Annotated in this window: 14 protein-coding genes; 8 read left to right on the forward strand and 6 right to left on the reverse strand. The window is 65.8% G+C overall.

Translation table 11 applies throughout. The features are described 5' to 3' along the window. Positions 1-93 precede the first annotated feature (93 nt). The 8 genes from IEY73_RS23130 (at position 94) to kaiC (ending at position 7,320) form a co-directional block, all read left to right on the forward strand. A complete protein-coding gene (locus IEY73_RS23130) occupies positions 94-540 on the forward strand; it encodes a response regulator (RefSeq protein ID WP_189081400.1) in 447 nt (148 codons plus the stop codon). A gap of 3 nt (positions 541-543) precedes the next feature. Next, positions 544-1,380 (forward strand): response regulator, encoded by an 837-nt coding sequence (locus IEY73_RS23135; protein WP_189081401.1) that lies wholly within the window; start codon positions 544-546, stop codon positions 1,378-1,380. Then, on the forward strand, positions 1,377-1,685 hold the full coding sequence (gene kaiB / locus IEY73_RS23140; RefSeq protein WP_189081402.1) for a circadian clock protein KaiB: 309 nt from the start codon (positions 1,377-1,379) through the stop codon (positions 1,683-1,685). Before IEY73_RS23135 ends, kaiB (IEY73_RS23140) begins: the two co-directional genes overlap by 4 nt. 23 nt (positions 1,686-1,708) lie before the next feature. Continuing rightward, on the forward strand, positions 1,709-1,861 hold the full coding sequence (locus IEY73_RS23145) for a hypothetical protein (protein ID WP_189081403.1): 153 nt from the start codon (positions 1,709-1,711) through the stop codon (positions 1,859-1,861). Continuing rightward, positions 1,858-3,720 (forward strand): ATP-binding response regulator, encoded by a 1,863-nt coding sequence (locus IEY73_RS23150; RefSeq protein ID WP_189081404.1) that lies wholly within the window; start codon positions 1,858-1,860, stop codon positions 3,718-3,720. The genes IEY73_RS23145 and IEY73_RS23150 overlap by 4 nt, the downstream gene beginning before the upstream one ends. A 914-nt stretch (positions 3,721-4,634) precedes the next feature. Beyond that, the gene (locus IEY73_RS23155) at positions 4,635-5,471 is read left to right on the forward strand and encodes a response regulator (protein WP_189081401.1); all 837 of its coding nucleotides are present in this window, start codon (positions 4,635-4,637) and stop codon (positions 5,469-5,471) included. Next, positions 5,468-5,776 carry a circadian clock protein KaiB gene (gene kaiB / locus IEY73_RS23160; RefSeq protein ID WP_189081402.1) on the forward strand — a complete coding sequence of 103 codons (309 nt, stop codon included), beginning with the start codon at positions 5,468-5,470 and terminating at the stop codon, positions 5,774-5,776. The genes IEY73_RS23155 and kaiB (IEY73_RS23160) overlap by 4 nt, the downstream gene beginning before the upstream one ends. Positions 5,777-5,799: 23 nt before the next feature. After that, positions 5,800-7,320, forward strand: a complete 1,521-nt coding sequence (gene kaiC, locus IEY73_RS23165; RefSeq protein ID WP_229716067.1) for a circadian clock protein KaiC — start codon at positions 5,800-5,802, stop codon at positions 7,318-7,320. A 146-nt stretch (positions 7,321-7,466) separates the two neighbouring features. Here kaiC and IEY73_RS23170 read toward each other — a convergent pair whose 3' ends face one another. The 6 genes from IEY73_RS23170 to IEY73_RS23195 form a co-directional block, all read right to left on the reverse strand. Then, complete coding sequence (locus IEY73_RS23170; protein WP_189081406.1) at positions 7,467-7,868, reverse strand: response regulator; 402 nt, start codon at positions 7,866-7,868, stop codon at positions 7,467-7,469. 193 nt (positions 7,869-8,061) lie between these two features. Beyond that, positions 8,062-9,162, reverse strand: a complete 1,101-nt coding sequence (wecB, locus tag IEY73_RS23175; protein WP_229716068.1) for a non-hydrolyzing UDP-N-acetylglucosamine 2-epimerase — start codon at positions 9,160-9,162, stop codon at positions 8,062-8,064. Beyond that, positions 9,159-10,031: a hypothetical protein gene (locus IEY73_RS23180; protein WP_189081407.1), complete on the reverse strand. Its 873-nt coding sequence runs from the start codon at positions 10,029-10,031 to the stop codon at positions 9,159-9,161. Before IEY73_RS23180 ends, wecB begins: the two co-directional genes overlap by 4 nt. 11 nt (positions 10,032-10,042) lie before the next feature. Continuing rightward, on the reverse strand, positions 10,043-11,440 hold the full coding sequence (locus IEY73_RS23185) for a glycosyltransferase family 2 protein (RefSeq protein ID WP_189081408.1): 1,398 nt from the start codon (positions 11,438-11,440) through the stop codon (positions 10,043-10,045). Positions 11,441-11,445: 5 nt separating this feature from the next. Then, entirely contained in the window at positions 11,446-12,012 is a 567-nt protein-coding gene (locus IEY73_RS23190; protein ID WP_189081409.1) for a hypothetical protein, read from the reverse strand. Beyond that, the gene (locus IEY73_RS23195; RefSeq protein WP_189081410.1) at positions 12,009-12,992 is read right to left on the reverse strand and encodes a GAF domain-containing protein; all 984 of its coding nucleotides are present in this window, start codon (positions 12,990-12,992) and stop codon (positions 12,009-12,011) included. Before IEY73_RS23195 ends, IEY73_RS23190 begins: the two co-directional genes overlap by 4 nt. Positions 12,993-13,086: the final 94 nt, after the last annotated feature.

Below are 13,086 nucleotides of genomic sequence, written 5' to 3' on the forward strand. Positions count from 1 at the left end.
CGCGGGTATTGGTGGCGCGGCCGCGATGAGCGTGGCGGTCGAGTTGTCCTCGCCCGCGATCCGCAATTTCCCCCATGGGTTTTGGGAGCGATGATGCGCGTTCTGCTGGTCGAGGACAATCCCGGTGATGTGGATCTTGTCGCCGAAGGCTTGGAAGAAAGTCCACTTCCTGTCGAGCTCGCCGTCGCGCGCGATGGCGTTGAAGCTCTCTCCTGGCTTGGTCTGCGTCGAGGAGCTGAACCTCCGGAGATACCTAGTCTGATAATTCTCGATCTCAATCTCCCTCGCCGAAACGGATGGCAAGTTCTGGAGGAAATCCGGCGGGACTCAGAATTTTTTCGCGTTCCGGTCGTGGTGTTGACGTCGTCGGATGCTGCCGAGGATATCGATGCTTGTTATGACCGGGGAGCGAATTGTTATCTGACTAAGCCGATTGATTTGAAGATGTATATGTCGGTGGTGCGGCATATCGAGGCGTTCTGGCTTCACCTGGTGGCGTTGCCGGGGGTCGGCGGTGGTCGGCCGAGGAGAGAGGGATAGCCCATGGCAGAGGACGGAGGTACTCGTGTCCTGCTGCTGGTGGAGGACAATCGCGCCGACGCGGAGCTGGTCAAGGAGTATCTGGCTCAGTCCGATGATGATGATTCTGGTATCCGGGTGATTCACGTGTCGCGTCGGGACGATGCTGCGGCGGTTCTGCAGCGGGAACGGGTCGATGTCATCCTGTTGGATCTGACGTTGCCGGATGCGCGGGGTCTGCGGACTTTGGAATCGATTCGGGATACGGCCGGTGATGTGCCTATCGTCGTGTTGACCGGGGCGGAGGAAGACGGTCTGGCGGCGTCGTGTCTGGACGCGGGTGCGCAGGATTATCTGCTGAAGTTCGAGATTCGTCCGGTGGCGTTGCGGCGTGCCGTCGGTTATGCGATCTACCGCAAGACCGGTGAGGACCGGCGTAGCCTGGCGCAGGTTTTCGCGCAGTACCGGGAAATGAGTTCCCAGAACAGTACCACCATGGTTACTGCGTCCATGGCGGGTACTGGCGCGCTGCGGATGCGGTATCCGGACGGCTTCGATGAGATCGTCGGAATCTACCAAGAGTTAGTGGTCACGTACGTGGATTGTCTTTTTGTCAAACAAGCGAAACCGCGCGTTCAGATGGAGGAGATCGTCACCCTGATCGGTGATCGCAGTGGCGGGCCGCGTGACCTGCTCGACGTGCATGTTGCGGCATTGGACCGGGTGACCGCGGCGCACGAGGGTGAACGCGCGCGGGCCATTGCGGTCGAGGGCCGCCTGATGGCATTGGAGATGATGGGAATGCTGGTCGAGTTCTACCGAGTGGGTCAGCGACGTCATATGGCGTGGAGTACGGCGTGACCTATCAGCTTCGCCTCTACGTCACCGGGCGTACGCCGTCATCGATCCGGGCGATCGACAACCTGCGGGATATCTGCGCCAAGGAACTGTACGGCGACATCGAGGTCGACGTGATCGACGTCCTGGAGAATCCGGCCCTTGCCGACGATGAACGCATCCTTGCCACCCCGACGTTGATCAAGCGGCTACCCGAACCGGTGCGCCGCATCGTGGGTGATCTCAGCGACCGCGAACGCGTCCTCATCGGACTCGACATCGCCGGGGAACCGCTCGTAACGCTCAAAACCCAAGGGAACTCGTCATGACAGCGCTAATACCAGTCACCAAGATGCAACTACTGAACCTTTTCCAACCTGGCATCGAGCCCGTCGGTTGTGCGCCGTCGACCAGCGGCGGCATCGGCCGGCCTCGCCAGGTGGAAAAAGGTTCACTGGAAACCGGCATCGCCGGCCTCGAAGACGACTCCGCGGCACCGGTGTGACGGCCACGGCGAAGGGGCCGCCGGAAGCGGCCCTGCTGCGTGTGCTCTTGGTCGAGGACAACCCGGGCGACGCCGAGCTCGCTCGTGAACAACTGACCGGGCTGCCCGGTGTGCGCTTCGAGGTGAGGGAAGCCGATCGATTGTCCGAGGCGTGGGACAGCATCGCTCGCGAAGCCGTCGATGCGGTCGTCCTGGATTTGAATCTGCCCGACTCGTGGGGAATCGACACCTTGCGCAGGCTCCGGGAACGCCATCGCGGACTCCCCATCACCGTGGTGGCCGGCAGCCTTCCGGACGATTTCCGGAGCCTGCTCGTCAGCGAGGGAGCCTCGGACGTCATCGACAAGGACGACTCCCGGCCATGTGTGCTGGCACGCAGCGTGATGTATGCCGTGTCCCGCCAGGAAGCGACCTTACAGGCGCAGAGCGTTTCCGCGCTCGTGCGCGCGGACCCGGACGCCATCATCGTGTATGACGACGATGGCGTGGTCCGTTTCGTCAACGATGCGGCGACACGGATCTTCGGACGACCCGCGGAACGCTTCGTCGGTGCGGAGTTCGGCTTCTCCTTCGCCAGTGGAGGAACGACCGAAATCGACATCATGGCGGGATCCATGCACCGCGTCGGAGAGATGCGGACGGTCCGGGTGGAGTGGATGGGCTGCCAGATGTGGTTGGCGGCCATCCGCGACGTCACCGAGCAGCGCATGGTTCTGCGACAATTGCACGAGGCCCAGAAGCTTGATGCGCTCGGCAGGCTCGCCGGCGGTGTCGCGCACGACTTCAACAACATGCTGGCGATCGTGCTCAGCGCCGCGGACGTCCTGGAGGACATGGTCGCTGGCAACCAGCAGGCGATCAAGCTGATCGGCCAGGTGCAGCGGGCGAGCACTCGTGCCTCGGCGATAGCCAACCAGTTGCTGGCGTTCGGCCGCGATTCGTCGACAAACCCCGAGCCCCTGGACCTGAACAATTTGGTCCAGGGATGCGTGGACATGCTGTGCCGCCTCCTCGGAAAGAATATCGACGTGGTGGCGCAGCTCGATCCGAACATCGGCACCATCTGCGCCGATGCCACCCAGCTCGAACAGATCCTGATGAATCTGGTCATCAACGCCCGCGATGCCATGCCCGAAGGTGGTCGAATCCGGATCACCACGGCCGCCGTCGTCCTCGGCCCGGACGACCCCTTTAGGTCGCCCGATCTGCAGCCGGGTGAATATACCCGCGTCTCGGTCGAGGACAACGGGACGGGGATGCCCGAGGAAATCCGCAGCAAGATTTTTGAGCCGTTCTTCACTACCAAAGAGCCCGGCAAGGGAACCGGTCTCGGGCTTGCCACAACCTTCGGAATTGTGGCGCAGGCGGGCGGCTCCATCGCGGTCGACAGCCGAGCCGGTGTCGGTACGACCTTCACGGTCCACCTGCCTGTGGTTCGGCCGTCGCCACCCGTCCATTCCCAGGTGGATGGCGAGACCGCTCCGCTTCCCAGGAGCGGCAGTGTCCTCGTGGTGGATGATGAGGCGGACCTGCGCGACGTCGTCGCCGACATGCTCGGGGCCGCCGGCTACGACGTCGGTGTGGCGTGCTCGGGCGCCGAGGCGGTCGCGTTGGCCGAGACGCGCCGATTCGAGATGCTCCTGACCGACATCAACATGCCGAAGATGAATGGCTTCGAGTGTGCTGATCTCATACGGGAGATCCATCCCCGCATCGCAGTCGTGTTCATGACGGCCAATCCCGTCGAGGCGGACGACCGCGTCGGGGCCAATGCCGAAGCCGCAATCCTTCCGAAGCCCTTCCAACAGAGGGCGCTCTTGGGTCGCGTTCGGCAATCATGGCCCCAGCCGGAGCGATGATCACGGCACCGTTGTGCCGTTCACGCGTCCAGGCCGGCTTCGGTGAGGGCTTCGTGTATGCGGCCGGGGCAGAACACCATCGATGAGGTGCCACCGTCTCCCGCATGCCCTGTGTCACCGCGGCCGTCGTGCCGAGGGTGGCGTTATAGCAGGTCGGAGGCCCGAAGTGGCGGCTGTCGGGGGTCTGTCACCCTGCCGGGTGCTGTTCTAGATCGACGCTCGCACTCGTAAGTGTACTTTTCAGCCACGTATGTTGCAAAAGCCCTCTAAAGGGCGTACTCCTTAAATAGACTAAAACGGACATATAGGCAGGAACAGGATCATGCACTCAGGATCGGGGTCTGGGGCGACCGGGCGTGTCGCCTCTCCCCGGCTGGCGCGGGTGTGGCGATCGGGACGGTGGTGAGATAGGTGCTGTCGGTAGTCGGGTCACGACACGTGGCTGTCGTGGGTGCAGAGCACGATTCCCGATTTGCGGTGGCCGCCGGCGGTGAGCCGGTTGTGCGAGTTTTGGGGCCCCGGTTCGGCGCGATGCGTTGCGTCCCCGGCGTCTTGAGTCCCGGCGGGTTCGAGCCGTTGGCGGACCAGCGCCGGCGATGACCGTCGCGACAACCTGACTGTCTGCTCAACGGGCGAACGTGTCTCCGTCCTCCGAGGGCGGCTCTCGCGGCGCCGGTTTGTCGTCGGTATCCGATGTGTCGCGTGCCGATTCTCTTCGCGTCGTGGTGTTGACGTCGTCGGATGCTGCCGAGGATATCGATGCTTGTTATGACCGGGGAGCGAATTGTTATCTGACTAAGCCGATTGATTTGAAGATGTATATGTCGGTGGTGCGGCATATCGAGGCGTTCTGGCTTCACCTGGTGGCGTTGCCGGGGGTCGGCGGTGGTCGGCCGAGGAGAGAGGGATAGCCCATGGCAGAGGACGGAGGTACTCGTGTCCTGCTGCTGGTGGAGGACAATCGCGCCGACGCGGAGCTGGTCAAGGAGTATCTGGCTCAGTCCGATGATGATGATTCTGGTATCCGGGTGATTCACGTGTCGCGTCGGGACGATGCTGCGGCGGTTCTGCAGCGGGAACGGGTCGATGTCATCCTGTTGGATCTGACGTTGCCGGATGCGCGGGGTCTGCGGACTTTGGAATCGATTCGGGATACGGCCGGTGATGTGCCTATCGTCGTGTTGACCGGGGCGGAGGAAGACGGTCTGGCGGCGTCGTGTCTGGACGCGGGTGCGCAGGATTATCTGCTGAAGTTCGAGATTCGTCCGGTGGCGTTGCGGCGTGCCGTCGGTTATGCGATCTACCGCAAGACCGGTGAGGACCGGCGTAGCCTGGCGCAGGTTTTCGCGCAGTACCGGGAAATGAGTTCCCAGAACAGTACCACCATGGTTACTGCGTCCATGGCGGGTACTGGCGCGCTGCGGATGCGGTATCCGGACGGCTTCGATGAGATCGTCGGAATCTACCAAGAGTTAGTGGTCACGTACGTGGATTGTCTTTTTGTCAAACAAGCGAAACCGCGCGTTCAGATGGAGGAGATCGTCACCCTGATCGGTGATCGCAGTGGCGGGCCGCGTGACCTGCTCGACGTGCATGTTGCGGCATTGGACCGGGTGACCGCGGCGCACGAGGGTGAACGCGCGCGGGCCATTGCGGTCGAGGGCCGCCTGATGGCATTGGAGATGATGGGAATGCTGGTCGAGTTCTACCGAGTGGGTCAGCGACGTCATATGGCGTGGAGTACGGCGTGACCTATCAGCTTCGCCTCTACGTCACCGGGCGTACGCCGTCATCGATCCGGGCGATCGACAACCTGCGGGATATCTGCGCCAAGGAACTGTACGGCGACATCGAGGTCGACGTGATCGACGTCCTGGAGAATCCGGCCCTTGCCGACGATGAACGCATCCTTGCCACCCCGACGTTGATCAAGCGGCTACCCGAACCGGTGCGCCGCATCGTGGGTGATCTCAGCGACCGCGAACGCGTCCTCATCGGACTCGACATCGCCGGGGAACCGCTCGTAACGCTCAAAACCCAAGGGAACTCGTCATGACAGCGCTAATACCAGTCACCAAGATGCAACTACTGGAAACCGGCATCGACGGCCTCGACCAAATCGCTGAGGGTGGGCTTCCTGCCGGACGCAGCACCGTCATCGCGGGCACCGCGGGAAGCGGGAAGACCGTCCTCGCCCTGCAGTTCCTGGTCGACGGCATCCGGCGTTACGGTGAGTCGGGAGTGTTCTGCACTTTCGAAGAGGATCCGGCCGACCTGGTGGCCAACGTGTCTTCGTTCGGCTGGAATCTCAACCAGATGATCGAGGACAACAAGATCGCCGTGGTCGACGCCACGCAGCATGTCAGCGATAACGTCATCGAGGTCGGACACTTCGACCTTTCCGCCTTGCTGGCCAGGATCGAGAATGCCGTACGACGGGTCGGCGCGAAGCGCGTCATTCTTGATGCGATCGGCGCATTGTTCCCACAATTCTCCGATGCGAACATGGTGCGGCGTGAGCTGCGTAGGGTGCAATCCGGCTTGCGCTTGCTGGGCGTCACGACCGTCGTGACGATGGAACGCACCGATGAAGAAGGCGGCGTGGGGCGCTTCGGCGTCGAGGAGTTCGTCGCGGACAACGTCATCGTGCTGCGGAACCGGCTTGAGGTGGAGAAGAGGCGCCGTACGATCGAGATTCTCAAATTCCGGGGTGCCAGCCACCAGAAGGGTGAATACCCCTTCACCATCGATCTGCGCAACGGCATCACCATCATTCCTCTGTCGGCCATCGAACTCGTGCAGAAGTCGTCCGAAGTACGAGTTTCCTCCGGTGTTCCGGAACTGGACAAGATGTGCGGCGGCGGCATGTACCGCGACTCCATCATCCTGATCAGCGGTGCCACCGGAACCGGCAAAACCCTCATGGTCACCGAATACGTCAAAGCCGCGATAAATGCCGGTGAAAGGGCGATTCTGTTCGGTGCGGAGGAGAGTGCGGAGCAGTTGCGTCGCAACGCCGCCTCATGGGGTGTGGACTTCGCCGACGCCGAGCGGCGCGGTCTGCTGCGGATCATCTGCCGGTACCCCGAGATCATGGGCCTGGAGGATCACACGATCCAGATGAAGCGGGACATGGAGGAGTTCAAGCCCGCCCGCATCGCGGTGGACAGCATGTCGGCCTTCGAACGTGTCTCCACCCCGAAGTCGTTCCGTGAGTTCGTGATCGGGATGACCAGTTACATCAAGCACCAGGAGATCACCGGGCTCTTCACCAACACGACGTCCATGCTCCCCGGTGGGGAGTCGGTCACCGAGACACACATCTCCACCATCACCGACACGATCATCCTGCTGCGTTACGTCGAGCTCAGCGGCGAAATGCGGCGCGGTCTGACGGTGCTCAAGATGCGCGGCACCTGGCACGAGAAGAACATCCGCGAGTACGCCATGGACCGCGGGGGCATTCAGATCGGACAGCCCTTCACCGGTGTGCACGGCATCCTCACCGGCTCGCCCTCGTACGGCTACGCCGATGAGCGGCAGCGCTTGGCCACCATGTTCCCGACAAGCGTGGCGGACCAGTCAACGCTCCCGGCATGAGCGCCGGCGGCTGCGCACGCCCGGGAACATGTCGGGTCGCCGGCATGGTGAGCAGATAGGACAGAGAAGCAGCGGAGGCTGTCGACCGCGCGCTCGGTTCACGGTTGGCCGAGCGTGCGGTCCACGGCACCGGCGAGCTTCACCACCTAATAGCCGGACGACTGCATCAGCCAGTCGACTCGACGGGTCAATGCGGCAAGGCCGAACGGCTTGGCCATGTAGTCGTCCGCGCCGATCGTGTATCCCAGCTCGACATCGCAGGTCCGGCTCCGGCCGCTGAGCATGAGCACCGGGATCTGCGCCGTGCGGGGGTCGTCGCGGAGCTGGAAGCAGACGCTGAGCCCGTCGGCGGCAGGCATGACGACGTCGAGAACGATGAGTCCGGGAGGCTCCCGGTGCACGATTTGCAAGGCGGTCACGCCATCCGCCGCACTCAGCACGCGGTAGCCGGATGCTTCGAGTCCGAACTTCATCAGGTCGCGGAGATCATCGTCGTCGTCGGCGATGAGCACGGCGGGTCGAGATGTGTTGCGCAGCCGTGTGTCCATGGGCGGGCCAGGCTCGGTAGAAGTGTTTTCGATCCGGTCTGGGGCTCGAACGGCCATGGTCATCCTCCCGGGGGCTGAGTGCGGGCGCAGTACCGCGAACATCGGCGGCGGCGCCGCACTGAGAAGACGAGTAAGAGGTGCGGATGTGGTGCAGTCCCGGAGCCCGGACCAACCGGTGCGGGCTTGCGAGACTTCAGACGTGGACGGCTGAACGGGCCAATGCCGCGATGCGGGTGCCGGCCAACCCGTCACCGTACGGGCTGGCGGTATTATTGATCTTGGCGCGTATCGCCGGGGTAGCCATCGCGGCAGCCGCCCGGACGATGTCGCCCGGTTCGCAGAGCACCGCGAATCCCGCGGCCACCGCTTCGGGGCGCTCCGTGCTCGTGCGCACCACCACGAGCGGGCGGCGCAACACCGTCACCTCCTCCTGGATCCCACCCGAATCGGAGATGATCACGTCGGCGTGATGGGCCATGCCGAGAAACGAGCGGTAGTCGAGCGGACTGATCAGGTGGATCGCGGTGCCCGATGATTCGATGCCGGCGGCGCGCAGCGCTTGCGCGGTGCGCGGATGTGCGGGGAACAGGACGGTACGGCCGAGCCGGTCCAGTTGGTCGATGATCTGAGCGAGCCGGGAGCGGTTGTCGGTGTTCTCCGGGCGGTGGATGGTCGCCAGCACGTACGGCCGATTCCGCGGGCCGCAAGCGGCGCGCCCGCGACCCGTCGGCAGGAGGTTGCGAACCGCTTCCACGATCGGGTTGCCGGTCAGATGGATCCGGTCCTCGGTGATGCCGCTCCGGAGCAGATTGTCGACGTTTGCCGAGGTGGCGGCGCAGTGCACGTCGGCAACCGAGGAGACGAGCATGCGGTTGATCTCCTCGGGCATGGTGCGGTCACCGCTGCGCAACCCCGCCTCGACGTGCACGACCGGGATGCCGAGGTAGTGGGCGGCCTGGGCACCGGCGTTGGTCGAGTTGGTGTCGCCCTGCACGATGACACAAGCCGGTCGGTCCACGGCGAACCGCTCGTGCAACTGGCGGAGCATCTCCGCGATCTGCACGCCGCGCGGCTGTCCGCGCAGACCGGTCACCGAAGGTGGAAGATCGGGCAGCCCGCAGGACAGCAGCACCGCACGGGTCAGTTCGGGGTCGTAGTGCTGTCCGGTGAACACGGGCACTCCGTCCTCGCCGAGCGAGGCCATGACGGGAGCCAATTTGATGATCTCCGGGCGAGTGCCGAAGACGACGGCGATCTTGCCGTTCAGTGACGGCGGTGCGGGTGTGGCGGTCACCGGGGCCGTCCGCGGCGACGTAGCCTGCCGACGATCAGGGCCGCGCCGCCCGCGCCGGCCGCGAGCATCGCGAGGATGACCATGCCGGCGGCGGGGGCTGCCGGAGTAGGCACGACGACCGCGTTCGGCCCACAACCGGCCGCGCCGACGACGACCGCCACGGTGCTGCTGAGCAAGCTGATCTCCATGGCGCGGGCCCGGATGCTGCCGGCGCCCGCCGGCACCGTGGTGCTGTGCAGGGCGAGCGTGGCTATGCCGGGGACGGTGAGGCCGCTGTTGGGCCCGGGACTGCTGGCGATGGTCGCGACGGGTATGCCGAGGGTGTAGACCTTGCCGTTGATAACCTGCACGGACGTGCTGGTCGTCGGCCCGTCGGAACTTGCGGTACAGGAGGCGACGATCGCATCGGCTTTGAGCACCGTGGTCGCCGCGAGGGTGATCTGAGCCGGGCTGCCACCGGTGGTCACCGAACAGACGCCGCCGGCGCCGATGGACACCAACCCGGTGGATCCCACGATGCCGGCGCAGGCGGCGGAGGTTCCGTCATCCAGGGCTACGGCGTTCTGGACCAGGACGCCCGCAGTGATCGGTGACTCCGCACCGAGCACCGACAGCAGCGGCTGCTGACCGTCCACCACGGTGCCCTGCGTGCCGTCGTTGCTCGCGGTTGCGCTCCCGCTGTCGACCACCGATCCGCCGGCGAGCGTGACCGTGGCGGCCGTCGCGGTCGCGGCCGAGGTGTCCGCCCGCGCCGGGCCGGCCAACCCCAGTTGCAGGGCGGTGGAGGCCATACCCGTGACGACGAGATGGACGGCCAGGTAGGCCGCGAGGCGTCGCCGCCGGGCGGCCGAGGCGATGTCGCCAGCCATGCTTGCTCCTCTCACACGGACACCTGTTCGCGTCGAGCCCGCGCCGGTAGCCGGTCGTCGGCGGCGCGGGCGGTCTTCGCCCAATCGCTGCGCCCGCGCAGCAAACGGAACAGGCCACGCCAGGCCGCGGCTTGCAGGAAGTAGCTGTAGGCGAGGTTCGCCACGGCCAGCAGCCAGGCCCGGCGGCGGGTGATCATGCCGGCGCAGCGCGAGCGGTAGAACAGCCCCCATGCAGCGTGCGGGAGGACGCCGAAGGCCAGTGCGAGCGGGAGGACGCCGAGCGCCCCGGTGAGCAGCCACCGATCGGATCCCGCTGGGTCCGCCATCATGTAGGCGACGTAGACCAGAGCGGAGAGCGGGAAGACCACACTGCCGGTGATCTGGGTGAACGGGATCGCGAGGTAGTAGCCGATCTCCAGCACACCGGAGACGCGGATGTGCGGGCTGTTGGCCACCTGCCACAGGTACTTGAGGCATTGCAGATTGCCCTGCGCCCAGCGGGTGCGTTGCCGCAGCAGCGCGCGTGGCTGGGTCAGTCCGGCCTGTGCGACGAAGGTGTCGTGGCAGTACTCGGAGCGGTAGCCGGACAGCAGGACGTGCAGACCCAGCTCGAAATCCTCCAGCAGCGCGCCGCTCCAGGGCGTGCCATAGGTTGCGGCAATCGTGTCGAGGGTCGACATGCGGGTGAACTGGCCGTTGCCGCCCATGGCGACGCTGCCAGTCCGTCTGCGCAGGAACTGCATCGCGGCGATCGGGCCGACGAATTCCATATCCTGCAACTGGATCAGCAGGTCTTGGTCCCGGCTACGGGCCGGGTCCCCGGTGAGCCGGCCGATGTCCGTGACGGTCAGCGCGTCGGGGTCCGCGGTGACCCGGACCTGAATCTGGACCGCCCCGACGGCCGGATCACCGAACAGGTCGTCGCCGCTGATCACATCCGGGCAGAACGCCTCAAGGCGGCCGTCGGCGTCGACCACCCCCACGATCACCCGGCCGCGGTCGGTGTCCGGTGGCAGGTACGCGGAGATCTGACGCCAGGCCGCGTTCAGGGCCGGCCCCTTTCCCTGCCGGGCATCCGGGGGACGGCGTTCGACCACGTGCACCGACGGATAGCGACGGGTCAGCCAGGCGAGCAGCGTGGGGGTCCGGTCATCGGACGCGTCGTCCACCAGCCAGAGGGTCGCTTCCGGGAAGACCTCGATCAAGTGGTCGACGCAGTCGGCAACGACGGCCTGCTCGTTGAGGCACGGCACGATGATGTGCCACTGGAATTGCTCCCGGTCGCCGAGGGCGACTTCGCGGCGGGCCAGGAACGGGCGCAGGACCGCGATGATGTACGACGTGAACAGCACGCACAGCAGGAACGCGGTGCTGTTGATCAGGGCAAGGACCCAGTTCTCCGTGTCCACGGCGGTTACCGTGCCGGCCGCATGCTGAGGGCGGACCGGGGCGCGTCGGCGCCTCGGCCGGTGATCAGGATCTGGATCGCCAGGTAGCCGCTCGCCAGCACGCCGAACACGCTGACCGCGGTGCCGATGAGCACATGCGTCAGCGCGTATCCGGTTTCCACGCCGAAGTTCCGCATCCCCAGCACGATGGCCAGCATCCGGGCCTGGTTGGCCAGCACCAACATGGTCGTGGCGACCAGGAACGCGGCGACCGGCCGGATGAGCGGAATCCGGCGCACCAGGGCGAGGAACGAGCAGACCGCGGCGACCGGAGGCATCAGCAGCACGGCGGAGCAACCGTAGGTGACGGCGTGACCGGCCAGCCGGCCGTCCACGTGGTAGGTCACGGCATCGGTCAGACAGACCGCATCGGCGAGGCCGGACGCGCGGACCGTCGCCGCCGACAAACATGCTTCGCTATGGCGAACCGCGTCGTCGAAAACCAGACCGGCCAGGACGATGCCGGCCATCAAGGCGGCCGCGACGATGCGGGCCGGCCCGACACCGCGGGTCCAGGCGACAACGGCGGTCATGTGGTCGCCCTGGTACGCCGTCGGGCGTCGAACAACCGCTTCTCCGCCAGCGCCCAGGTGCCGCGGAGGCTGGTGGCCTCCGTCCGGGAGGCCCAGGCCGCGGTCGCCCGGTATCCGGCTGCGGCCAGGCGGGTGAGTGCGGTGGCAGCCACCGCGTCGACTCGCGTGGCGACGAGGCCGTCCAGCAGCAACCCGACCTGCCGGGTCGACAGCCGTGCGGTGACCACGTCGGTGAGTGCCTCGTCGACGAGCCGGACGGCGCGCTGGATCTCCACCGCGGAGTGGATGAAGCCCAGGTCCACCACCGCGATCGACGATGCGTTCCCATTCATCCGGCCGCGCCGTTCCTCGCCGTCGAGCAGAAGTCCCCAACCACGCCGCCCGGGCAGCCGGGTCAATGTCTCGCCGGCCCGTCGTTGCGCCTCCCGCCGGTCGGCGGCCAAGGCGGCGAGGTCACGTTCGCCGACCGCCTCCAGGAGCGGGCCGAGCAGCCGGGCGACCGTCCACAGCATTTGTTCCGTCAGTTCGGGCAGCGGGCCGCGCGGTTCGTGATCGCAGCCTGCGAGCACGCCGAGCAGGCGGTCCCCGGCCGCCAGCACGGGGACACCGGCATACGCCCTGATCCCGTGTCGTAGGGCGATGGGCGCCTGTGCGTAGTTGGGGACCGCGGCGATGTCCGGAACCAGCGTCGGTCCGAGCCGCGACACCATGCGTCGGCAGATGGTGTCGTTCCACGGGATCGGCACCCCGGTCTGCAGCCAGGGTTGCTCCCGGGTGACCGCGATCGGCTGGGCCGCGGCGCCGAGGAAGCGGGAGACATGCCAGACCGGCAGGCCGGTGAATCGCGACGCTAGGTCAACCGCGTCGCGGGCGGCCTCGGAGGAACCGGATCCGGCGGAGACCCACCACGATCCCGGCTGCCTGCCACCGGTCGGCGCGGTCGCGACGGCGGTGGTGGTCGCGAAGCTGGCGGTCGTCACACCCGACCGTTCGGCGTCCGTCCGCCTGAACTGAGCCCGTCGCCTGAACTGGGCCCGTCGCCTGAACTGGGCCCGTCGCCTGAACTGGGCCCGT

Origin of the sequence: Mangrovihabitans endophyticus (genome assembly GCF_014646155.1) — a bacterium.
GTDB classification, from domain to species: domain Bacteria; phylum Actinomycetota; class Actinomycetes; order Mycobacteriales; family Micromonosporaceae; genus Actinoplanes; species Actinoplanes endophyticus.